Source organism: Elusimicrobium sp. (assembly GCA_015062115.1).
Taxonomy (GTDB): domain Bacteria; phylum Elusimicrobiota; class Elusimicrobia; order Elusimicrobiales; family Elusimicrobiaceae; genus Avelusimicrobium.
Genome location: SUVG01000001.1, coordinates 146,536 through 168,407, shown reverse-complemented (window position 1 = coordinate 168,407; position 21,872 = coordinate 146,536). Strand labels below are relative to the sequence as shown.

The window sequence follows — 21,872 nt, the reverse complement described above, 5'->3', positions numbered from 1 at the left end:
AAAACCCCGCTTAATCGAGCGGGGTTTTTTAGTTAAGAAGATTTCTTTTTTCGGGCCGCGATAAATTCGTAAACAGCCGGAAGTACGGAAATGACAATAATGGCAAGTACCACATAGTGGAACTGGTCTTTTACGAGGGGTAAATCGGCAAAGAAATATCCGCCCACCGTAAATAAACACACCCACAATATCGCTCCGATAATGTTGTAAGAGGCAAAATGAAAATAAGTCATTTTGCCTATTCCCGCCACAAAAGGCGCAAAGGTGCGGATAATGGGGATAAACCGCGCCAAAATAATCGTTTTCCCGCCGTATTTTTCATAAAAGGCATGGGCTTTATTCAGGTGGTCTTTATTCAAAAAGATACTGTTTTCCCGCGTAAATACTTTGGGCCCCAACCACTTGCCGATTTCGTAGTTGCAAAAATCACCCAATACTGCGGCCGCCAAAATAACGGGAATCAACCAACCTAAATTGATAGAACTTCCTTCCGTGGCGGCCAAGGCCCCGCAGGCAAACAATAACGAATCTCCCGGCAAAAAGGGCGTAACCACCAATCCCGTTTCGCAAAAAACGACAACGAAAATAACCACATAAAGCCAAACCCCCATCCAGGCGGCCCAGGTGTTCAGGTGGACATCTAAATGTAAAAAAATATCAATTATTTGTGTTAAAAATTCCATATTTAGATTGTAGCAAAATAAACTTTTTCTTTTTGTAAACCCGACAACAAAAAAGAACTTGATTTTTTACCCAAAAATACACAATACTATTAGTATGGAGTTTTTCTATCCATTTTGTACACATAATTAAGGAGGGCCTATGAAGGTAAGTAAAAAGAAAGCATTTACTCTTACCGAATTCTCGTTGTTGTAATTATAATAGGCGTATTGTCTGCCGTGGTGCTTCCCAAGTTTAACAAAATTGTGGAAACCCGCAAAACAACAGAAGCGGAAGAACTGATGGCGGCCGTACGCACGGAACAGGAAAAACGCTGTGCGTTGGATAAGAATTATTTAACCGATAGCGCCAAGTTAACCGATGTGTTAACTTCTACCAGTACCAAAAACTTTAATTACTCCCTTACCAGCACAGGTATGAAAGCTACCAGCAAAGGGAAATATGCGTACGAATTGCAGATGCCTTCTTATGAAGACGGACGCATTTGCTGTGAGAACGAAACGGAGTGTTTGAAATTAAATAAAGACTATCCGTTGTGTAGCGAACTGATTGCCAAAGCCGATTATCAAGACGGCTCCGCATGCGAAGGGGAAGCTTCTGTTCCGCCCGTAATCCAATGTTCCGGTTCTGCCACCGAAAAATGCGGCTGTAACAACGCGGGAGAAAGAACGCGCACCTGCAATACTTCTACCGGTGAGTGGAGTGCTTGGAGTGCGTGTAGTATTTCCGAAGCATGTGAATGTACGGGAACAAAACCTACTACCTTGCAAGTTTGTAACGGTTGTGGTACTCAAACCAGAAGTGTGAGTTGCGATACTTCTTCCGGCCAATGGATAGCAACCGGTTGGGGTTCGTGCAGTAAAACGCTGGCAGAATGTAGCAATAAATCTTGTAATGAATCTTTGAAACCGATGGCTAGCCAAGACTGCGGCTACTGCGGCACCCAAACCAGAAGCGTCACTTGCGACACCTCCAGCGGCACTTGGACAGCCGGCGCCTGGACCAAATGTAACCAGCCGACCGGCGCCGAATGCGAACCGGGTACTTACACTGTGACGGGTGGGAATACATGTACCGGTACGGGAAAGACGGCTCAATTTATGGTTAGCCAAGAACTTGCGGCCAAAGAGCAGGTTGAAGCTCCCTCTTTAGGACTCGATGATGGTTTAGGTTCTGGAAATAATAATAATAACACACCTACCACTTACAATTCCGGCCGCAAATGTAACTCTTCCTGTAAATGGGAAAAAATCGCTTGTCCTACTTCCTCCGGCGGCGGAGGCGGTGGCGGCGGCGGTGGCGGTGGCGGCGGTGCCGGCGGTTGCGGAGTGGAAACTTTGCGTTTTACCAACTTTGAAGCCGGCTCCGAATACACTTGGTGTAGTGTTTCTTACAATAGTTGTACCGGCGATTACGGAAATGTAAATTGTATTTAATGAATTGAATATAGAACACCCCTCGAAAAATTCGGGGGGTGTTTATTTTTCTACAACTTTCCAAATAGCCCTTTTTTTATCTTGACAGCGGGGCCTGCCTTTGCTACTCTTGAATATATAGAGTATTATGTACAGGGGGCATTATGAGCGAAGTAATTTTAACGGATGCAAATTTCGAAGAAGAAGTATTAAAATTCAATGGCCCGGTGTTGGTTGATTTTTGGGCCTCTTGGTGCGGGCCGTGCCGCATGTTGGGCCCCGTTATTGAAGAATTGGCGGTTGAATACGCCGGTAGAGTGAAAGTTTGCAAGTTAAACGCGGACGAAGCACCCGAAACCCCCGGGAAATATCGCGTGTCCTCTTTGCCTACTCTTATTTTCTTCAAAAACGGAGAAGTGGCAGGCCAGTTGGTCGGCTTACAATCTAAGTCGGCCCTGCAGGAAAAATTAAACGAGTTGTTATAGGATAACTTATGAAGAAATTATCGTTACTGCTTTTAGTAGTTGCCTTTGTGTTGGGCACAGGTATTTTCGCCCAAGCACAAACCCCCGCTCCGGTTGTTCCTAAACTTACGGTTGAAGAATATAAAGCCAACCCCGACAAAGTATATGTAATTATGTTTACAGCTGTCGGGTGCCAACCTTGCCGGAAGGCTAAACAGGAATTATTGCCCGAACTTATGCAAACCTTTGCTACTAATAAATACAAAGGGAAAGTGGGCGTGTATACCGTTGATATAACGAGAGGTTTTTTGGAAGGGGTTCCGTTTGAGTGGAGCGAGGGCGTGTTGTTGTTGCCCACGTTCCGTGTTTTACATAATAAAGCTAACTTGTATACGACAAGCGGTTACTCTCTTGATAAAAAAGAAACTATTAAAAAGAATATTTTGGAAACTGTAGATTCCAAAATGTAAACTGTTTTTCCGCCCCGGGGTTTTCTCGGGGCGGATATTTCTTCTCTTTCCCCTGATTTTCTCCCTTTTTATTTTTTAATTATATGAGTCAATTTCAACCGCAATTTTTTTTGGTAGATGCCCACAACTTTTTGCATCGTAATTATCATGCTTTGCCTAAATTAACCACTTCGGCCGGGCTGGAGGTGGGGGCTTTGTATGGGTTTGTGCGGTGGTTAATCAAAATGTTACGCGATTATCAACCCGCCTATGTGGCTGTTTGTTTCGACTCTCCCGGCGGTTGCGCCCGGCGTAAGAATTTATGGCCCGCATATAAAGGTACACGCAAAAAACCGGACGATGCACTGGTGAGCCAATTAAATTTGGCGCGGGAACTCGTGCGCGAATTGGGCCTTACCGTGGTGGCGAAACCAGGCATAGAGGCGGACGATTTGATGGCGTTTTTGGCTACGCGCGCGGCGGCTGAAAAAGTGCCCAGTGTATTAGCCACTACCGATAAAGATGTATACCAATTTTTAAGTGATTTTATCCACATTTGGCCTGCTGGCGGGAAAGACGGTTTCAAAGGGCCGGAAGCGGCCGTGGAAAAGTTTGGTGTGTCGGCAGATTTCCTTGCGGACTATTTTTCCATTGTGGGTGATGCTTCGGATAATATCCCCGGCATTATGGGGGTGGGCCCCAAATCGGCCCTACAACTGATTACCCGTTTCGGCCATTTGGAAGATATTTTGCGTGCTGCCCATAACGACAGCCCTGACATGAAACCTGCCCTGTCCAAGAAAATTTTAGACCACGAAGGAGAGGCCTTGTTATCTAAACAGTTGGTGATGTTTGATTCCAACTTGGAAATGGATTTTTCTTTGGAAGATTACCGTGTGCAAACACCCGAACGGGAAAAATTGGCCGATTTATTTGCCCGCTATGAATTTAAGAATTTATTAGATTTTTTTCAACCCTCTGCCGTTTTCAAGAAATCCCAACCTGCCGAAATTACTTTTAAGGATATTCCGCTTGCGCAAGCGATTGAAAAAGCCCGCTCGGCGGCGGAAATTTTTCTGCACGCACAAGATGATTTGCTCGTCTTGGGGTTAAACGAAAGCGAAGCCGCCGTGGTGTTACAGGCCGATGTGCATCCGTGGGAACTGGCGGAAATAAAAAAATTAGTATTGAACGATGAAATCAAAAAAATCGGCTACGATTTGAAGTTAACCTTGCGCGAATTAAACTTAAATGTGCAGGGAAAATTTATCCGCTGTTTTGACGGCCGTTTGGCGCGCTATTTATTAAATCCGTCCGGAGATTTGAGTTTTTCGGGGGCTTGTGCGGAGTATTTTTCCGCCATGTTAAATGACGATGACCCCCTGGAACTGATGCGTGCCTACAATCGTTTTATGTGGCCGTTGCAAACTGTTTTAATGCAGAAATTAAAAGAAAGCGGACAAGAGGATTTGTTCCAAAACTTGGAACTTCCGCTGATGATGGTGTTGGCTGATATGGAGTTCGCGGGCTTTCGGGTGGATCCGGGGTGGTTGGAAGGATTCAAGGCCTTGTTAGAGCAGGAAATCGCCCGTTTGCAAAAAGATATAGATGCCCGTGCCGGGTATTCGGTTAATGTCAACTCTACCAAACAACTGGGAACTCTTTTATTTGAAGAAATGAAAATTCCTCCCGTGAAAAAAACAAAAACCGGCTATTCCACGGACGAAGAAGTCTTGGAACAAATCGCCCAAAACTATCCTATCGCGCGCGAGATTTTGGAATACCGTTCCAACGCTAAATTAAAATCTACTTATGTAGATAATTTGCTTTTAATGGCCGATGAAGAAGACAAAGTACACTCTTATTTGGATCAAACGGGAACGGTTACGGGGCGTTTGTCGAGTTCCAGCCCCAACCTGCAAAATATCCCCGTCCGCACCGAAAAAGGCCGCTATTTGCGTAAAGCTTTTTGTGCCGCTCCCGGAAATACTTTATTAAGTGTGGACTATTCGCAAATTGATTTGCGCGTATTGGCGCACGAAAGCCAAGACCCCGTTCTTATTCAGGCTTTTTTGGAGGGAGGGGATATTCACACCCAAACGGCCGCGCAGATTTTCGGCGTGATGCCGCTGATGGTTACCGAGGAAATGCGCTCTAGTGCAAAGGCAATCAATTTTGGTATCATTTATGGACAGGGCCCCATGGGCCTTTCCCAATCGCTGGGGATTTCCCTGCGCGAAGCCAAAGAATACATTGATAATTACTTCAAAAATTTCCGTATTGTGCGTGAGTGGATTGATGCCAATGTAGCCTTGGCCCGTCAAAACGGTTTTGTAAAAACCATGTTGGGCCATGTGCGTTATTTACCGGAATTTAACATGGGAGTTGGGGCAATGACTTCTTTTGCCCAGCGTGCCGCCATTAACACCATTGTGCAGGGAGGTTCCGCGGATATTATTAAAAAAGCGATGTTAGATGTTTTTAACGCTTATCGCGGTTCTTCCGTACAAATGACCATGCAGGTGCACGATGAACTTATTTTTGAACTTCCCCAAAATGTCTTAACCGAAACGGCCGCCCGTATTAAGGCGCTCATGCAATCGGCCGTTAAACTTCGGGTACCGCTGTTAGCGGCGGCCAAAGCCGGGAACAATTGGTACGATATGGAAAAATTACCTTTATGAAATTGAGCGTAAAAAATAAGTTGGTGGTGGGCCTTACCGGTAATATGGCAAGCGGAAAAAGTGTGGCGCTTTCGTATTTTGCCAAACACGGAGCCTATACATTGTCTGCCGATGAATTGGTGCGACGGTTGTATCAAACCGACGAAGTTCAAAAGAAGTTGACGGCTTGGTTCGGTTCGTGTGAGCCGGCAAAAGTGGCCGAAAAGGTTTTTGTTGATTCGGCCGCCCGCCAAAAACTGGAAAAATTTTTACATCCTCGGGTACTTAAAACGGCTCGGGAAGAAATTAAAAAAACTTCCCACTCCTTTATTGTTTTTGAAGTGCCGCTTTTATTCGAGGCCGGGTGGAATAAATTAACGGATTTGAATATCTTGGTGCTGGGAAACCCGGGCACCTTAAAACAACGCTTGCAAGCCCGCGGGGTATCTTTGGCCGAATATAAGCGCCGTTTGCAGGCTCAAATACCCGATAGCGAAAAAATCCGTTTGGCAGATGTTGTATTGTCCAACGGAGGAAGCAAAAAAGATTTGGGGTTAAAAGTCGAACGCATCTGTAAAGCGTTCCAACATATTTACGGACTTAAGTAAGGAGCCAGTATGGAAGAAAATATACCGCAGGAAAAACCTGTTAAAACGGTAAAAGAAACCAAAACGAAAGCCTCTGCCGCTAAAACTATCGAAGCGGTCAAGGCAGAAAAAGCAGAGAAAATCGAAAAAAACGAACGCGCGGAAAAAGCGGTGCGTCCGCAAAATTTGCAACGCACAACGCCGCGCATGAATTATGCTGCCGCGCAACAACCTGCCCGTCAGCCCAACGGTGCTAAACCTATGGACGCCCGTGCTCTTAATAAATTAAGCATGCCGGAACTGACGAAACTGGCGGTTAATTACAATTTGGAAGATATCTCCGGCCTGCGTAAACAGGAATTGATCGGCCGCATTGTGGCCGTGCAAGCCAAACAAAACGGTTCTGTGTACGGCGGCGGCGTGTTGGAAATCCTGCCGGACGGTTTCGGTTTCTTGCGTGCGGTGGAAAACAACTATTTGGCCGGGGGAGAAGATATCTATGTTTCTCCTTCCCAAATCAAACGCTTCGGGCTTCGCAAAGGCGATACCATCGAAGGCCTTATTCGCCCGCCGAAAGATAACGAACGCTATTTTGCCATGCTCCAAGTTCAAAAGGTAAACGGTTTGGAGTCCGATAAAATATACAACCGTCCGCTTTTTGAAAACTTAACTCCGCTTCACCCCAATGAACGCTTTACGCTGGAGATTGATAAATCTTCTCTTACCCAACGGGTGATTGATTTGATTGCTCCTATCGGTAAGGGCCAGCGTGCTCTTATCGTGGCTCCGCCCAAAAGCGGTAAAACCATGATTTTGCAAGCCATTGCGCACTCCATTGCCGAAAATTACAAAGATGCCGTTTTAATGGTTCTTTTAATTGATGAGCGCCCGGAAGAAGTAACCGATATGAGCCGCAGTGTAAAAGGCGAAGTGGTTGCTTCCACTTTCGACGAACCGGCCGACCGCCACGTGCAAGTAGCGGAAATGGTTATCGAAAAAGCCAAACGCATGGCCGAACAAGGCAAAGATGTGGTTGTTCTGTTGGACTCTATCACCCGTTTAGCCCGTGCGTATAACACGGTTGCCCCGTCTTCCGGTCGTGTATTGACCGGGGGGTTGGAAGCCACTTCTTTGCAAAAACCCAAACGCTTTTTGGGTGCGGCACGCAATATCGAAGAAGGCGGTTCGCTTACTATCATCGCAACGGCTATGGTGGATACCGGTAGCCGTATGGACGAAGTTATCTTCGAAGAATTCAAAGGTACCGGCAACAGCGAACTGAGCCTGGACCGCAAACTTTCCGAACGCCGCATTTTCCCGGCGGTGGATATCAACCGCAGTTCCACCCGTAAGGAAAATCTGCTTCTAAGCGAAGACGAACTGAACAAAGTGTGGATTATGCGTAAAGTGCTCGCTCCGTTAAGTTCCGTAGACGCCATGACGTTGCTTTTGGAAAAATTATCCTCCACCAAGTCCAACAAGGACTTCTTCAAACAAATGGAGGTAAACGCCTTTTAACCGGGCGTAAAAAGAATTTTGTTTTCCAAAATTAAAAAGAATATGGTAAAATAAACTATATAGTTTTTTGAAAGGACGAATAAAATGAAAGAAAAATTACACCCTACTTATGAATTCGTGGAAGCCACTTGCGCTTGCGGTAATAAATTTACCACCCGCTCCACGGCCAAAACTTTGAAATTGGACATTTGCTCCGCTTGCCACCCCTTCTTCACCGGCAAACAAAAATTGCTCGATACGGAAGGTATGGTAGAAAAATTCAACAAACGCTTTGCGAAAACCGAAGGTAAAACCTTGGTTCGCAAACCGAAAACCGAAGTAAAAGCTAAAGCCAAATTGGCCAAAAAACCGGCCGTAGCCAAAAAAGCCGCCGCTAAACCGGCTAAAAAGGCTGCCAAAGCTGAAGCGGAAGTAAAATAGCAACCTTTGTTCAAAAGAGCAGACTGTCCGAAAGGGGGTCTGCTCTTTTTCTTTGTAAATACTGGTAAAAGGAAAACTTATGGATACCTCCAAATACGTAGTAGAATTCAAACAGTTGGAAGAAGAACTTTCTTCCGGGAATTTGTCCGGGCAAGAATTGGCTGTCAAAGCCAAACGCCATGCTTTTTTGAAACCGATTATTGAAAAAGAACAAGAAATCGCCTCTGTGGAAAAAGCCATCGCGGACGACCGCGCCATGATTGAAGCCGGCGAAGATAAAGAACTTGTTAAAATGGCGGCGGAAGAATTGGCGGAATTGGAAGAAAAACTCCCCGAACTTCAAAAAGAACTGCGTATTTTGGTTATCCCGCCCGATCCCAACGATTCCAAAAATATCTATCTGGAAATCCGCCCCGGTGCCGGCGGTGACGAATCGGCCCTGTTTGCGGCGGAACTGTTGCGTGTGTATCAGCACTTTGCCCAAACCAAAGGTTGGACGACCGAAATTTTGGAATTTACCCCTACCGGCTTAAAAGGGTGCAAATATGTAAGTATGTTTATTAAAGGGGACGGGGCCTACTCTTGGCTTCGCACCGAAGCCGGCACCCACCGCGTACAACGCGTACCCGATACCGAAACGGCCGGACGCGTGCATACCTCCACCGTTACGGTGGCTATTATGCCCGAAGCCGAAGAAATCGATATTGAAATTCGTCCCGAAGATTTGGAAATGGAAACCTGCCGTTCCGGCGGTGCCGGCGGGCAAAACGTAAACAAAGTGGAAACGGCTGTACGCATTATCCACAAACCGACGGGCATTGTGGTTTCCTGCCGGGAAGAACGCCACCAAGGTAAAAACCGCGAAAAAGCCATGGCTATGTTGCGCGCGAAACTCTATCAAATTGAAGAAGAAAAACGCAATAAAGAAATTTATGATGAACGCAAAAGCCAAGTGGGCACGGGGGATCGTTCCGAAAAAATCCGCACCTACAACTTCCCGCAAAGCCGCGTGACGGATCACCGCACGGATATTTCTTACCATAACATTTTGGAGATTATGGAAGGAAATGTGGAGCCTATACTGGAAGATTTACGCGCTTTTCGCGTGGAGCAGAAACTAAAAAATCTGCAAATCTGATAAGTATTTTTATTTGCCGGAGGGCTATTAAAGCCTCCGGCTTTTTGAACGGTTTATGGATACCTCTTACACAATAGAAGAACTTATTTCCGCCGCGGCCGAACAATTAGCCGAAGCCGGCTCGGACGAGCCTCAGGCCAATGCGGAGTGGCTGCTTGCGTGTGTGTTAAATGTCACGCGCACTTGGCTGTTGATGAACCGTTCGCAACACATCGGCGAGAACGACTTTTCCCAATATCAAACTTTTTTGGCGCGCAAAGCCGCCGGGGAGCCTTTGTCACATATTGTAGGCTTTCAACCTTTTTGCGGGTTGGATATCCGTGTTACACCGTCTGTTTTAACTCCGCGCCCCGAAACAGAAGAACTGGTAGATCTGGTAAGTGCCCACTACGAGCGGCGCGGAAACTATCGTTTTTTGGATATGTGTACCGGAAGCGGTTGCATTGCTTTGGCTCTGGCAGATCGTTTTTCCAAAGCGCAAATTTTAGGGGTAGATATTTCCGAAAGTGCCTTAAAAGTAGCGCAGGAAAATGCCACCCGGTTGAGGCTTCTTCAACAAGTACAATTTTTGCAAAGTGATATTTGGGAAAATGTACAGGGTACTTTTGATTTAATTATTTCCAACCCGCCTTATATCCCCAGCGAAATTGTGGATACACTAACGCGTGAGGTGTTGCACGAACCCCGCCTGGCCTTGGACGGCGGTGCGGACGGGTTAGATATCGTGCGGCCCTTGTGTGCCTTGGCGGGCGATTACTTGAACCCCGGGGGACTGTTTGCCTTGGAACTTTGCAAAGGGCAAGCGGCGGCCGTTGCGAGAGGACTTGAGGAAATCGGCTGGAAGGCAGAGGTAAAAAAAGATATAGTGGGGATAGAGCGTTTTGTGTTGGCGCGTAAAATTTAATATTTTAAGGGAGTTTTTATGGATAGATTGTTAATTCGCGGCGGAAAAAAATTACAAGGCACGGTACAAATCAGCGGCAGCAAAAATGCGGCGTTACCTATTTTGGTAGCCACTTTGCTTACGGACGAGCCGTGTGTGATTCATCGTGTGCCTAATTTGCGCGATGTCCGCACTACGCTTAAAATTTTGGAATATCTCGGTAAAAAAGTGGAATACAAAAACAACACCGTTACCATTTCCGCTAACGGAGAATTGAAAAATAATCTTCCGTACGAACTGGTAAAACAAATGCGCGCCAGTTTTTGGGTGGCGGGGCCTTTGTTGACGCGTTTTCAAACGGCGGAAATTCCGCTCCCCGGAGGTTGTGCCATCGGGGTTCGCCCGGTAGATATTCACTTGAAAGGATTTGAAAAATTGGGAGCGACCTGCGAAACCAAGGGCGGCAACGTGATTATCCGTGCCGAAAAATTATCCCCTGCCAAAATTGTGCTTCGCTTCCCGAGCGTGGGTGCCACGCAAAACTTGCTTATGTGCGCGTGCTTGATTGAAGGGGAAACCGTTTTGGAAAATGTGGCCAAAGAACCGGAAATTGATGATGTGGTCGATTTCTTAAACAAAATGGGGGCCGATATCCATGCCGATGAAAAAGGCCGCCTGGTTATTCGGGGTAAAAAATCGTTGCATGGGGCGGAACACACCGTAGTGGCCGACCGCATTGAAAGCGGCTCTTATATGTTGGCGGCCGCCGTTACCCGCGGAGATGTAACCGTAACCGGGTGTGTACCGGAACATAATGCCATTTTGCTGGAAGATTTACAGGAAGCGGGGTTTCCGCTTACCATTACAAAAGATTCCGTGCGTGTGCACGCCTATGATGGAGAAATTAAACCCTTGCGTATCCGTACGGCTCCCTATCCGGGCTTTGCCACCGATTTACAAGCCCCGTGGATGACACTGATGACCTTGGCCAACGGTACGGCCGAAGTGGACGAAGATATTTTTGAAAACCGTTTTATGCATGCACCCGAATTGGTGCGTATGGGGGCGGATATCGCTACCGAAAAAAGTGTGGCGCGCATTACGGGCGTAAAAGAATTATCGGCTGCTCATGTGCAATCTTCCGATCTGCGCGGCGGTTTTGCCTTGGTAATGGCAGGGCTTTGCGCCAAAGGCGAAACGGAAGTGGAGCGCGTGTATCATATTGACCGCGGATATGAAAAGTTAGAAGAAAAACTGACGGCTTTGGGTGCGGATATCCGCCGTTATAACCCGGACAAAAATGAGTTTTGATATTGTTTTTAATTATATTCTCAAGCGTACGGGAGTAGGCCTGGGGGCCGGCCCGGACGGCTTTTCGCGTTTACTTGCCCGCTTGGGAAACCCTCAGGAAAAATGCAAAATTATCCATGTGGCAGGGACGAACGGCAAAGGTTCTGTTTGTACTCTTTTAGCCCACACCCTTGCTTGTGCCGGTTATAAAACGGGGCTTTTCGTCTCCCCTCATTTGCAAAATCCCACCGAGCGTATCCAATTTAACGGCAAACCTATTTCCAAACAAGTATTTTCCAAAATCGTATTGGAAGTTTTCCAGGAAGAAGAGGAAGAACTGAACTTTTTTGAAATTTTAACGGCGGCCGCGCTTGTTTATTTTGCCCGCAAAAAGGCCGATTATGTAGTGCTGGAAACAGGACTCGGGGGAAGAAAAGACCCCACCAATGTCTGTTTACCGGTACTAAGTATTATTACTTCCATCGGTTTAGACCATACCCAATACTTAGGCTCTACTCTAACTCAAATTGCGCGGGAAAAAGCAGGTATTATTAAGCCGGGTGTTCCCGTTATCAGCGGAACGGTAAACCCCGCCGCGCGCGAGGTAATTTCCAAAGTAGCCAAGGCCAAAAAAGCCCCGCTTACTTTTGTGGGTTTGGGAGAACCTTTTTTTGATTATGCTTATGATTTTGTAAACGGGCAAACCGTTTTGCATACCGAACAGGAAGGCGACGAGTGGATGCTGCATGCGTTGGGAACGCGCCAAGTGATTAACGCCTGCGTCGTTTATCAAGCCGCCAAACAATTGGGCCTGGCGGAAAAAGCAGTTCGCAAGGGGCTGGAGAGTGTTTCGTTACCCGGCCGTTTTGAGGTGCTCCGTTGCGGTAAAACGCTCTTTGTATTGGACGGTGCACACAATCCGCAGGCCGTGGAATTATTGGTTGATTTTTGGCGCAAAAGCCCTTATTACGAAAATGCCACCCTTTTGTGTGGGTTTATGAAAGATAAAGATTATAAAAAAATGCTAACGCTTTTAAGCCCTCATTTTAAGGAAATCATTGTTACGGTGCCGCCCTCTTCCCGCGGGGCCGACCAGGAACTGATAGAAGAAGCCTTGCCGGCCCGCACGCAGATTGTATTCGAGGCCGATTGGGGCAAAGCCCTTCAACGCGCCTTAACGCGCGAACGCGTGTTGTGCACGGGTTCCTTCTATTTGGCGGGTGCCGTTAGAAACCGCCTGTCAAAACGCGCTTCATAAACCTAAATTCTCGTCATAAAACCCGGTTGACATTTCGTCCATATTGTGGTTAAATTTAGTATAGGTATTTTTAGTCGGGGGAACTGGCATGGCGTTAGACAATAACCAATTTGACGGACACGGCGATATCGCCCAATTTTTGGAGAAGTTTAAGGAACAAACTTTCTCTCCCGCCAATGCCCCCTTCCAACCCTCCGATTTTGCCCCGCGCGAAAATTCCCTTCCCGCTAAATCTGTCCAGTACGAGAAATCGTTAGAAAAACTGGAACAAAAAATTCAGGAATTGGAAGATAAATTCGAAGCTACCGCCGGCCAAAACCAAATGATTCTTTCCGAATTGGCCCGCACGCGGGAGGCTATGGAACGCCAAAAAGACAAAGATGCCTTTTTGGAACATATTTCCCGTACGATTTCTAACTTAAAAGCCAGCGTGGAAAATCTTTCCCGCTCGCAACAAAATACTTCCTCTTTCTCTTACCGCGCCCCCGATGTGCAACGCAGTTTTGATACGGAGCCGCATTTCCCCAAAGCCGCCGACGAAGCACATACCGCCATTTACCATTATCAACCCGATAATTACCGTGCCGCCCAAGCCGAAAAAATGCGCCGCGAATACGAAGAAAAAGAGCGGATTATTTCCAGTTTGCATCAAAAAGCGTCCCAGTTGAAAGCGGTGAACAGCGCGTTGGATCGCGAAATTCGCAAAGTGCAACAGGAAAAAATGGAAGCCCTCAAAAAATCTGCCGAACAAGCCAAAGAAATTCTTTCTTTGCGCGACCAGTTAACGGCGGCGGAGGAGCGCTTCAAATCTTTCGATTTTGAAAACCGCATCATTTCCATTAAGCAGCAATACCAACAAAAAGTAACCAGTTTGGAAAACCAATTGCAGGAAATTTCCGATACCTGTATGCGGCAGGTGGAAGAAATCGAATCCTTGCGTGCGGAAAATATCAAACTTCACAAAGCCGCCGAAGAAAAAGAACAAGCCTTGGCGCGTTTGGAAGCCAAAGAACGCGAATTGGAAACACTCAAAGCGGAAATGGCCGCTTTGCGCGAAAACCACAGCCAAACTTCCAAAAAGCAACTCACTGTTTTCTCGGAACGTTTGCGTGTGTTGGAAGGTCAACGCGACGAACTTTCTACTCAATTCCAATCTGCCCAATCCGCTTTGGAAGCCGTCCGTCAAGAAAAAGAAATGTTGGAAAAGAATTTCAAAGAATTGGTGGAAAAAATCAACCAAAACGATGTGGTTATCGGCCAACTAAAACAAAAAATCGAAGTGTTGGGCCAACAAAATGAAGAACTTTCCCACCAAAATGCCACTTTGCAAGATGCCAAGCAAAACTTGGAACAAAACCTTTCCGCGGCAAATTTGCGTGCGGAAGAATTGACCCGCGAAAAGGATACCCTTTCGGCCCGCACGGACGAACTTTCCCGTGAAAGAGAATTTTTTGATATGCAGTCCGAATCTTGGAGCCAGGAACGCGAGGAATGGCGTTCTTCCAATGAGCAATTAAAACAGGAAAAAGCGGAACTCCAAAATGCCAACCGTGCGTTAACCGAACAAAAAGATAATTTGGAAACGCGCTTAGTGGAATTAGACCGCGAAAAAGCGGAACTCGTTGCCCGTACCGAAGAACTCGGAAAAGAAAAACAGCAACTTTCTTTGCGTGCCGGTGCTTTAACGCAGGAAAAGGCTTCGCTTTTAGCGCGTGTGGAGGAACTCAGCCGGGAAAAAGAAACCGTGGTTGCCCAAGTGAAAAGTTGGGAAACCCAACACGGCACGATGCAGGGTTCCCAAAACCAACTGGTACAGGAAAAAGAAGAATTAAATAAACGCGTGGCTGAATTGGAACAAGAAAAAGCCCAGTTGGTAACTCGTACGCAGGAATTAGACCGCGAAAACGCGGAACTGGCGGCACGCACCCAAGAAATCAGCCAAGAAAAAGAAGCCCTTTCCGCTCGCGTGGAAGCTTTGTCTCAGGAAAAAACGGCCTTATCCGCCCAAGTGGAGCAAGCGCGCCAGACCTTGGCCCGCCAAGCGCAAGAATTAAGCGGTGCCAAAGAAAACTTACAACACGATTTGCAAATTGCTTTCCGCGAACGGGAAGAACTTTCCCGCGAAAAAGAATCTCTGCTGGAACAAACTGAAAGTTTGAAAGCAGAAAAAGAAGCTTTAGCGGCCAAATCTCAAAAATTAGAAGAACAAGCGCGTGAATTGGCGGGAGAAAAGCAAACTTTAGCCAAAGAAAATCAACAACTGCGCAACCAAAGTGCGGCGTTGTTGGCGGCCCGCTTGGTTCAGGAAAAAGAACGCGCCGAAAAACAAGAATTTTCCCAACGGAAAAATGCCCCGGCTCAAGAACCGGCCAAACCCGCCGCCATGCAAAAACCGGCGGTAGCGCAGGCTTGGACGGATCAACCCGTTCCCCAAGAGCCCGCCGCTCCCAAAATTGTCGCAAAGAAAGTTTCCCACAAAACCGAAGAAGTGCCGTTATCGGAACAACCCGTGGCCATGAGTAAGCAAGCCCCCGCCAAAGTACAAACGGAGGCCGACCTGCCCGAAATTAAAGTGGCCGACCCCGTCCCGCAAACGGAATCTCTTTTCAACGGGGAAGACTTCTTGGAAAAAACAGACAGTTTTATCGGCCGCATGAAATGGTCTATTTTCCGGGAAGACAGATAATTTTCTTTACAATCCGGGCCTGATGCAAATCAGGCCTTTTAACTATAGAAGGAAGAATATGGCTTGTCTAAATGTTGTTGTTCTTTACGGTGGAAAATCTACCGAACATGAAGTTTCTGTTCATAGCGCGCAAACGGTGTGCGCCCGTTTGCAGGCTCAACCGGAAAAATACCGCGTATATCCTGTTTTTATTGATAAAAAAGGTTACTGGTTTTTGCAGGAAACCTGTGGAGAGCAAACTCCGCAGGATAAACCTCTTACGCCCGTTTTGCGTACCGATGCACATTTAATGTCTTTGGACGGAACATTTACCTTAAAAGCAGATGTCGTATTCCCCGTTCTTCACGGAACAAACTGTGAAGACGGTACCCTGCAAGGTTTTTTGGAAACCTTGGATTTGCCGTATGTGGGTTGCGGAGTGTTGGCTTCCGCCATGGGTATGGATAAAGAAATTTCCAAATTGATTGCCCGCAAAACGGGGGCGGAAGTTCTCCCTTATTGCGTGGTTTCGCGCGGGCAGGATTACGATAAACAAGAACTCGAAACCTGGGTAAAAGAGGCGGGGCTTCCCGTTTTTGTAAAACCCGTCCGTTTGGGTTCTTCCGTGGGTGTCCGTAAAGTAAAAGAAATCAGCGAACTGCATGAAGCCGTTTCTTTTGCCCTTCAATTTGATACGGACGTCATGATTGAAAAAGGGGTTGATTGTGCGCGAGAGATTTTCTGCGCTTTGTATGGAGAGGGGCAAACGGTAAAAGCCTCTGCTTGCGGGGAACTCCGTACTGTGGCGGGCGAGTTTTTTGATTATAATGCCAAATATGTAGTAGCCGGCGGATGCGAGACCAATGTTCCGGCAGATTTGCCCGAAGATGTGCAGGCCTGTATGCGCGAAGACAGCCAAGCCATTTTTAGGGCCCTTCGTTGCAGCGGCCTGGCGCGGGTTGACTTTTTAATGGATAAAGAAGGACGGTATTATTTCTCCGAAATTAACACATTGCCCGGTATGAGCGATACCAGCCTGTTCCCGCAACTTTTTGAAGCAGGCGGGGAAAATTATAACGATATTTTGGACGGACTTATCCAACTGGCCTTGGCGGTTCATGCACGTAAGGCGGAGTTAAGTTTAACCCGGTAAAACTTGTATGAAAAATTTACTGATTCGTTTTACGAACTTAAATTTTTGGGTGAAAATGATTTTTTGTTTTTGCCTGATCGGGGTATTGTCCAATACCGTACTGTGTATCAGAGACCTGATGACAGGGGGAATTCTGTTTCGCCTTCATGCCGGTTTTTGGGTGTTGTATGCATCGCAGGCTGTATTTATTTTGCTGGGCGAACGCTATGTGAGTGTTTTGGCTTTGGTACAGGGGTTGCTTGCCTTCTTTACCAACGCCGATTTTACCTTTGTACCGCTTTTGCGTGCGGTGGGAACGGTGTATTATGTGTTGTTCCCCGTCCCTACTCTGCAGATGATGAGCGCTTATAAATATATCTTTATATCGGCAGCATTTACTTTGCAGATGTTAAGCGCGTATGTGTTGCTTGTATCCTTCCCCAAACCGGCCCCCAAGAAAGAGCCTGTAGCGGAAAAGTAAAATTTTTTGAGCAATAAAAAACCCCGGGATTTCCGGGGTTTTTTATTATTTGAAGTTTTGATATTTGCGGATTACTTCTTCCTTAAATTCCAAGAAGGTTCCGTTTTCAATAGCCTCTCTGGCGCGTTCGGTTAACCGAATCAGGAAGCGTATGTTGTGAATACTCATTAAGCGGTGGCTGGTCAGTTCGGCCGAACGGTACAGATGGCTTAAATAAGCGCGGGAATATCGGCGGCAAGTGTAACAATCGCATTCCGGGTCGAGCGGAATATCTTGCGTGCGGTACTCGGCATTTTTAATGTTTACACGGCCGCCGCTGGTCATAGCCAAGCCGTTGCGGGCTACGCGGGTGGGCCATACGCAATCGAACATATCTACACCGCGTTCAATGGAATTTAAGATTTCCACCGGGGTACCCAATCCCATAAAATAGCGCGGTTTGTTTTCGGGTAAATTGTCGGTAACGGCCAAAACGGATTCGTTCATTTGTTCCAGCGTTTCCCCTAATGAAAGCCCGCCGAGGCAATAACCGTGCGTGGGTAAGGACGCCATGTGTTGGGCGGCCTCTTTACGAAGATCGGGGAAAATAGAACCTTGGATAATGCCGAACAAAAGAGAATTGCCGACGGAAAAACTACCGTCAGCGTTTTGGGTAATGTTTTGTTGCGGCACTGTTTTTTGGTAGGCTTTGGCAGCGCGTTCGGCCCAACGTTTGGTAATGTTGAGGGCTTGGCGGGCATCGTATTTGGATGGATCCTTGGCATGGATACACACATCTAACATCGTCCAAATATCGGAACCGATTTCGCTTTCAAATTGAATTACATTTTCGGGGGTGAAAAGGTGCTTGCTCCCATCATGGTGGGACTGGAAGGTAACGCCTTCTTCTTTGATTTTTCTAAATTTGGAAAGGCTGTAAACCTGAAATCCGCCCGAATCGGTCAGCACACTTCCGTCCCAATTCATAAATTTATGGATACCGCCCATTTTCTGTAAAATTTGGGTGGTAGGGCGCAAATATAAGTGATAGGTGTTGGAAAGCAAGCATTGCGCGCCGGCGTTTTTCAAATCTTCGTCGGTTAAGGCTTTTACGCAGGCTTGCGTGGCGACCGGCATAAAAACCGGGGTACGCACCGGGCCGTGCTTGGTATAAAGCACACCCGTGCGGGCTTTGGAACGGGAATCTTTGGCTAAAATGCGAAAAGGGGAATTCATATCTAATATTTTACCATATTGCCCGGGATTCCCGCGGGCGCAAAAAGGGCGTCTGCCCGTTATCCCCGGCAAACGCCTTTCGCTACCCCCCGTATTTTCCTTCCCCTTTTATACTGATAGGCTAATAAATATCGGTTTTTATACAACTCACGGGAAATGATTAGTTTGGCGGGCCTTTACTAAATTGCTACAATAGAAATATATTCCCTTTTTGGGGAGCGAACAGGTGTTGTCGCACCTGGTGGATAAAATAAAATAACCCGCGTGGGTTTTATTTTATTGAACGAGGTTTTTTATGGCAAGTAATTTATTAGAAGAAAGAATCCCTCCGCAAGCGATAGATGCGGAAATGGCCGTTTTGGGGTCTATGCTTTTAGACAGCGAAGCAGTTACCGATGCTTTGGAAATTTTGACTCCCGAACATTTTTATAAAGAATCGCACCAAAAGATTTTTGACACGATTAAAACCCTGATAGACCGCGGACAGGCGGTAGATATTGTTACTTTAAGCGAAGAATTAAAGAAGAAAAACCTGCTCACTCAACTGGGCGGAGAACTTTATCTTACGCAATTGGTGGACAAAGTAGCCACTACGGCTCACGTAAAACACTATGCGGAAATCGTCTATAAAAAGTTTGTCGTGCGTGATTTGATTCGCACGGCTACTGCTTTGGTGCAACGCTGCTATAAAGAAGAAGACGATGAACCGCAGGTGTTGATTGATTCCGCCGCCGACCAAATTTACAAATTAAGCCAAAAACAAAAACTTTCCGGTTTTGTGGCTTCCAAAGATTTGGCTCCCGAAGTGATGGACTTGTTGGAAAAAGCCGTTCAAAATAAAAGTGCCGTTCAGGGGGTTCCTACGGGGCTTTCTCGCTTTGACGAACGCACCGGCGGGCTTCGCAAGTCGGACTTGATTATCTTGGGGGCTCGCCCCAGCCAAGGGAAGACCGCCCTCGCACTTAACATGGCTCACCATGCGTGCGTAAACTGCGGGATTCCGGTGGCGTTTTTCTCGTTGGAAATGGGCCGCCACAGTATTTTTGAACGTATGATCGGTGCTGCCGCGCAAGTAGAAATTCACAAACTGCGCCGCGGATATTTCGACAGGAGCAAATGGTCTGACTTGACCCGCGAAATGGGCCGTTTGGCTTCCGCTCCTTTTTACATTGACGATACCTCCGGCCTGTCTATTACCGAACTTCGTATGCGTGCGCGCCGATTGGCAAGCGAACTAAAAAAACAAGGCAAAGAATTAGGCCTTATCGTTATCGATTATTTACAGTTAATTCGCGGCGGGGAACGGCGTATGGAAAGCCGCCAACAGGAAGTATCCGAAATTTCCCGCATGCTGAAAGATCTGGCCCGCACCTTAAATGTGCCGGTGGTGGCTCTTTCGCAGTTAAGCCGTAAAAACGAAGACAAAGGCCGCACCGGCAACCGCCCTCAACTTTCCGACTTGCGCGAATCGGGTTCTATTGAACAGGACGCTGATGTGGTGGCTTTGATTCACCGCGAAGCTTACTATAAGCCCGAAGGGCCGGAACGCGAAGCCGTGGAACGCGAGGCAAAACTGATTATCGCTAAACAACGTAACGGCCCGGTAGGTGATGTGGACTTGATGTTTATTGCCGAATACGCACTATTCACCAACCCCGCTCCCGAACAAATGGAACGGGCCCAGGAAATGAGCCACGATACCATTATCGAAATTCCGGAATAATTTTTATGACTTTACCCCTTCTCCGCCCCACCGTTGCCGAGGTGGATTTGAAAAAACTTTCCCGCAACTTGCATAAAATAAAAATGCAGGTAGGGGAAGGTGTCGGTATTTTGGTTCCCTTAAAAGCCAATGCGTACGGGCACGGAGCGGAAGGGGTGGGGCGTTTCTTGGAAGAAAACGCCTTGTGCCAATTTTTCGGTACGGCTTCGGTGGAAGAAGGAATGCAATTGCGCGAAGCCGGGCTTAAAATGCCTATTTTGGTATTGGGAAGTATCTATCCTTTTGAGGCTTTTGAATATGCCATAGAAAACAATTTGGCCGTTACCATTGCCAGCCGTCAGGCCGCGCAAGCCGTTTGCCGAATTGCCGAAAAAATGGGGAAAAAAGCCTACTGCCATGTAAAACAAGATACGGGCATGGGGCGTATTGGTACCCGTCGTGGCGGAGTGATGGGTGTGATTGAAGAACTGTCAAATCACCCGAATATCATTTTGGACGGTTTTTATTCTCATCTTTCCAGTGTAGACAGCGATGAGGCTTTTACGGAAGAACAAATCGGTTACTATCGCGATACCCTTACCAACATTAGTCTGCGGGGTATCCACATCAACCATTGCCACTTGGCTGCTTCTGCGGCGGTGGAAAAACGGCCCGATGTGTATTACGATATGGTGCGCCCCGGGCACAGTGCGTATGGATTACGGGAAGGCTTTGAACCTGTTTTATCGTTTAAGACCCGCGTGGTGTATCTAAAAGATTTACCGGCCGGTTCCAGTGTCAGCTACGGGCGCAGTTTTATGGCGGCTCAAAATATGAAAGTGGCCACTTTGCCCGTAGGATACGGAGACGGCTACTTACGCGATTTTTCCAACAAAGGGGAAGTGCTTGTCCGTGGGAAACGTTGCCGCGTATTGGGCAATGTAACCATGGATATGATGATGGTAGATGTAACCCGGGTGGAAGATGTTGCCGTAGGGGACGAAGCCGTGCTGGTCGGCCGCCAAGGGGACGAGGAAATTACTTGGGCGGAACTGGCGCAAGTTGCCGGCACGATTGATTACGAACTTTGCACGCTTTTGCAAGCGCGCGTACCGAGGATTTATAAAAAATAATGTTTACGGCTATCGGAAAATACATGATGAACCTGTTCGACCAAGTGGGCGGCGCTGCCCAAATGGTTCGTTCCAGTTTATTTTGGGTCACCCACTCCCGTTTTGAATTTCACCAAGCGGTGGATCAAAGCGTAACGATTGGGGTAGAGTCTTTAGGCGTTACCGCACTGACCAGTTTATTTACCGGCATGGTGCTTGCCTTACAAGCCGGTAATACGATTGGCAACATCTTCGGAGAACCGATTTTTGTAGGAACGATTGTTACCTTCTCTCTTATTCGCGAACTGGGCCCCGTGTTGACCAGTGTGGTGGTTTCCGGCCGTGCGGGTGCCGCCGTTACGGCGCAAATCGGCACCATGGCGGTAACGGAACAGATTGATGCCCTCTACACTTTGGGAACAAACCCGATTCGTTATTTGGTAATTCCCCGTATGTTCGGGTTCCTTCTCACCATGCCCATTTTAACGCTTTTCTCCAATCTTTTCGGAGTCTTGGGCGGATACCTAGTAGCCATTTATGCTTTGGGTATCCCCGGAGAAGTTTACATGACGGATATCACTTCCTTTATGGATGTGGACGATTTTATGCACGGGTTTATTAAGTCTTTTATTTTTGCCTTTATGGTGGCGACGGTTTGCTGTTATAAAGGCATCAGCACCCGTGGCGGTGCCGAAGGGGTGGGGAAATCTACCACCGGGGCAGTGGTTACCACGATTGTACTGATTTTGGTGTTGGACTACTTTTTAACCGCTATTTTAACGGCTTTTGGAATTTAACC

The 21,872-nt window shown here is 47.1% G+C and carries 19 protein-coding genes; 17 read left to right on the top strand and 2 right to left on the bottom strand.

Annotation, left to right across the window (positions count from 1 at the left end; translation table 11 throughout):
- Window positions 1-32: 32 nt before the first annotated feature.
- A complete protein-coding gene (locus tag E7027_00765) occupies window positions 33-683 on the bottom strand; it encodes a DedA family protein (protein MBE6420672.1) in 651 nt (216 codons plus the stop codon).
- A gap of 216 nt (window positions 684-899) precedes the next feature.
- Here E7027_00765 and E7027_00760 point away from each other — a divergent pair, with 216 nt between their 5' ends.
- The 14 genes from E7027_00760 (at window position 900) to E7027_00695 (ending at window position 17,044) form a co-directional block, all read left to right on the top strand.
- Complete coding sequence (locus E7027_00760; protein MBE6420671.1) at window positions 900-2,117, top strand: hypothetical protein; 1,218 nt, start codon at window positions 900-902, stop codon at window positions 2,115-2,117.
- A 143-nt stretch (window positions 2,118-2,260) separates the two neighbouring features.
- Complete coding sequence (trxA, locus tag E7027_00755; protein ID MBE6420670.1) at window positions 2,261-2,581, top strand: thioredoxin; 321 nt, start codon at window positions 2,261-2,263, stop codon at window positions 2,579-2,581.
- Window positions 2,582-2,589: 8 nt separating this feature from the next.
- Window positions 2,590-3,030, top strand: coding sequence for a thioredoxin family protein (locus tag E7027_00750; protein ID MBE6420669.1), 441 nt, complete (start codon window positions 2,590-2,592; stop codon window positions 3,028-3,030).
- An 83-nt stretch (window positions 3,031-3,113) separates the two neighbouring features.
- The gene (gene polA, locus E7027_00745) at window positions 3,114-5,693 is read left to right on the top strand and encodes a DNA polymerase I (protein ID MBE6420668.1); all 2,580 of its coding nucleotides are present in this window, start codon (window positions 3,114-3,116) and stop codon (window positions 5,691-5,693) included.
- On the top strand, window positions 5,690-6,280 hold the full coding sequence (gene coaE, locus E7027_00740) for a dephospho-CoA kinase (GenBank protein MBE6420667.1): 591 nt from the start codon (window positions 5,690-5,692) through the stop codon (window positions 6,278-6,280). Before polA ends, coaE begins: the two co-directional genes overlap by 4 nt.
- A gap of 240 nt (window positions 6,281-6,520) precedes the next feature.
- On the top strand, window positions 6,521-7,777 hold the full coding sequence (gene rho / locus E7027_00735; protein MBE6420666.1) for a transcription termination factor Rho: 1,257 nt from the start codon (window positions 6,521-6,523) through the stop codon (window positions 7,775-7,777).
- 84 nt (window positions 7,778-7,861) lie between these two features.
- Window positions 7,862-8,197, top strand: coding sequence for a 50S ribosomal protein L31 (gene rpmE / locus E7027_00730; protein ID MBE6420665.1), 336 nt, complete (start codon window positions 7,862-7,864; stop codon window positions 8,195-8,197).
- 61 nt (window positions 8,198-8,258) lie between these two features.
- Window positions 8,259-9,335 (top strand): peptide chain release factor 1, encoded by a 1,077-nt coding sequence (locus E7027_00725; protein ID MBE6420664.1) that lies wholly within the window; start codon window positions 8,259-8,261, stop codon window positions 9,333-9,335.
- A gap of 55 nt (window positions 9,336-9,390) precedes the next feature.
- Window positions 9,391-10,239: a peptide chain release factor N(5)-glutamine methyltransferase gene (gene prmC, locus E7027_00720; protein MBE6420663.1), complete on the top strand. Its 849-nt coding sequence runs from the start codon at window positions 9,391-9,393 to the stop codon at window positions 10,237-10,239.
- A gap of 18 nt (window positions 10,240-10,257) precedes the next feature.
- Window positions 10,258-11,529 carry a UDP-N-acetylglucosamine 1-carboxyvinyltransferase gene (gene murA / locus E7027_00715; GenBank protein ID MBE6420662.1) on the top strand — a complete coding sequence of 424 codons (1,272 nt, stop codon included), beginning with the start codon at window positions 10,258-10,260 and terminating at the stop codon, window positions 11,527-11,529.
- Window positions 11,519-12,766 carry a bifunctional folylpolyglutamate synthase/dihydrofolate synthase gene (locus tag E7027_00710; protein ID MBE6420661.1) on the top strand — a complete coding sequence of 416 codons (1,248 nt, stop codon included), beginning with the start codon at window positions 11,519-11,521 and terminating at the stop codon, window positions 12,764-12,766. The genes murA and E7027_00710 overlap by 11 nt, the downstream gene beginning before the upstream one ends.
- An 88-nt stretch (window positions 12,767-12,854) precedes the next feature.
- Window positions 12,855-15,452: a hypothetical protein gene (locus E7027_00705; GenBank protein ID MBE6420660.1), complete on the top strand. Its 2,598-nt coding sequence runs from the start codon at window positions 12,855-12,857 to the stop codon at window positions 15,450-15,452.
- A 22-nt stretch (window positions 15,453-15,474) separates the two neighbouring features.
- Window positions 15,475-16,584, top strand: coding sequence for a D-alanine--D-alanine ligase (locus E7027_00700; GenBank protein ID MBE6420659.1), 1,110 nt, complete (start codon window positions 15,475-15,477; stop codon window positions 16,582-16,584).
- A gap of 7 nt (window positions 16,585-16,591) precedes the next feature.
- Window positions 16,592-17,044, top strand: coding sequence for a hypothetical protein (locus tag E7027_00695; protein MBE6420658.1), 453 nt, complete (start codon window positions 16,592-16,594; stop codon window positions 17,042-17,044).
- A 45-nt stretch (window positions 17,045-17,089) separates the two neighbouring features.
- Here the strand turns inward: E7027_00695 and tgt are convergent, their stop codons facing one another.
- On the bottom strand, window positions 17,090-18,259 hold the full coding sequence (tgt, locus tag E7027_00690; protein MBE6420657.1) for a tRNA guanosine(34) transglycosylase Tgt: 1,170 nt from the start codon (window positions 18,257-18,259) through the stop codon (window positions 17,090-17,092).
- A 295-nt stretch (window positions 18,260-18,554) separates the two neighbouring features.
- Here tgt and dnaB point away from each other — a divergent pair, with 295 nt between their 5' ends.
- The 3 genes from dnaB to E7027_00675 are packed head-to-tail and all read left to right on the top strand — an operon-like array spanning window position 18,555 to window position 21,870.
- Window positions 18,555-19,982, top strand: a complete 1,428-nt coding sequence (dnaB, locus tag E7027_00685; GenBank protein MBE6420656.1) for a replicative DNA helicase — start codon at window positions 18,555-18,557, stop codon at window positions 19,980-19,982.
- A 5-nt stretch (window positions 19,983-19,987) separates the two neighbouring features.
- Window positions 19,988-21,094: an alanine racemase gene (gene alr, locus E7027_00680; GenBank protein ID MBE6420655.1), complete on the top strand. Its 1,107-nt coding sequence runs from the start codon at window positions 19,988-19,990 to the stop codon at window positions 21,092-21,094.
- A complete protein-coding gene (locus E7027_00675; protein MBE6420654.1) occupies window positions 21,094-21,870 on the top strand; it encodes an ABC transporter permease in 777 nt (258 codons plus the stop codon). The genes alr and E7027_00675 overlap by 1 nt, the downstream gene beginning before the upstream one ends.
- The last annotated feature ends 2 nt before the right edge of the window (window positions 21,871-21,872 follow it).

Bases quoted from the DNA above. Each gene is read 5' to 3' on its own strand.
- polA (MBE6420668.1), top strand. From the start codon at position 3,114: ATGAGTCAATTTCAACCGCAATTTTTTTTGGTAGATGCCCACAACTTT.
- rpmE (MBE6420665.1), top strand. From the start codon at position 7,862: ATGAAAGAAAAATTACACCCTACTTATGAATTCGTGGAAGCCACTTGC.
- trxA (MBE6420670.1), top strand. From the start codon at position 2,261: ATGAGCGAAGTAATTTTAACGGATGCAAATTTCGAAGAAGAAGTATTA.
- dnaB (MBE6420656.1), top strand. From the start codon at position 18,555: ATGGCAAGTAATTTATTAGAAGAAAGAATCCCTCCGCAAGCGATAGAT.
- E7027_00695 (MBE6420658.1), top strand. From the start codon at position 16,592: ATGAAAAATTTACTGATTCGTTTTACGAACTTAAATTTTTGGGTGAAA.
- E7027_00705 (MBE6420660.1), top strand. From the start codon at position 12,855: ATGGCGTTAGACAATAACCAATTTGACGGACACGGCGATATCGCCCAA.
- murA (MBE6420662.1), top strand. From the start codon at position 10,258: ATGGATAGATTGTTAATTCGCGGCGGAAAAAAATTACAAGGCACGGTA.
- E7027_00710 (MBE6420661.1), top strand. From the start codon at position 11,519: ATGAGTTTTGATATTGTTTTTAATTATATTCTCAAGCGTACGGGAGTA.
- coaE (MBE6420667.1), top strand. From the start codon at position 5,690: ATGAAATTGAGCGTAAAAAATAAGTTGGTGGTGGGCCTTACCGGTAAT.
- alr (MBE6420655.1), top strand. From the start codon at position 19,988: ATGACTTTACCCCTTCTCCGCCCCACCGTTGCCGAGGTGGATTTGAAA.
- E7027_00750 (MBE6420669.1), top strand. From the start codon at position 2,590: ATGAAGAAATTATCGTTACTGCTTTTAGTAGTTGCCTTTGTGTTGGGC.
- tgt (MBE6420657.1), bottom strand. From the start codon at position 18,259: ATGAATTCCCCTTTTCGCATTTTAGCCAAAGATTCCCGTTCCAAAGCC.
- E7027_00675 (MBE6420654.1), top strand. From the start codon at position 21,094: ATGTTTACGGCTATCGGAAAATACATGATGAACCTGTTCGACCAAGTG.
- E7027_00700 (MBE6420659.1), top strand. From the start codon at position 15,475: ATGCAAATCAGGCCTTTTAACTATAGAAGGAAGAATATGGCTTGTCTA.
- rho (MBE6420666.1), top strand. From the start codon at position 6,521: ATGGACGCCCGTGCTCTTAATAAATTAAGCATGCCGGAACTGACGAAA.
- E7027_00765 (MBE6420672.1), bottom strand. From the start codon at position 683: ATGGAATTTTTAACACAAATAATTGATATTTTTTTACATTTAGATGTC.
- prmC (MBE6420663.1), top strand. From the start codon at position 9,391: ATGGATACCTCTTACACAATAGAAGAACTTATTTCCGCCGCGGCCGAA.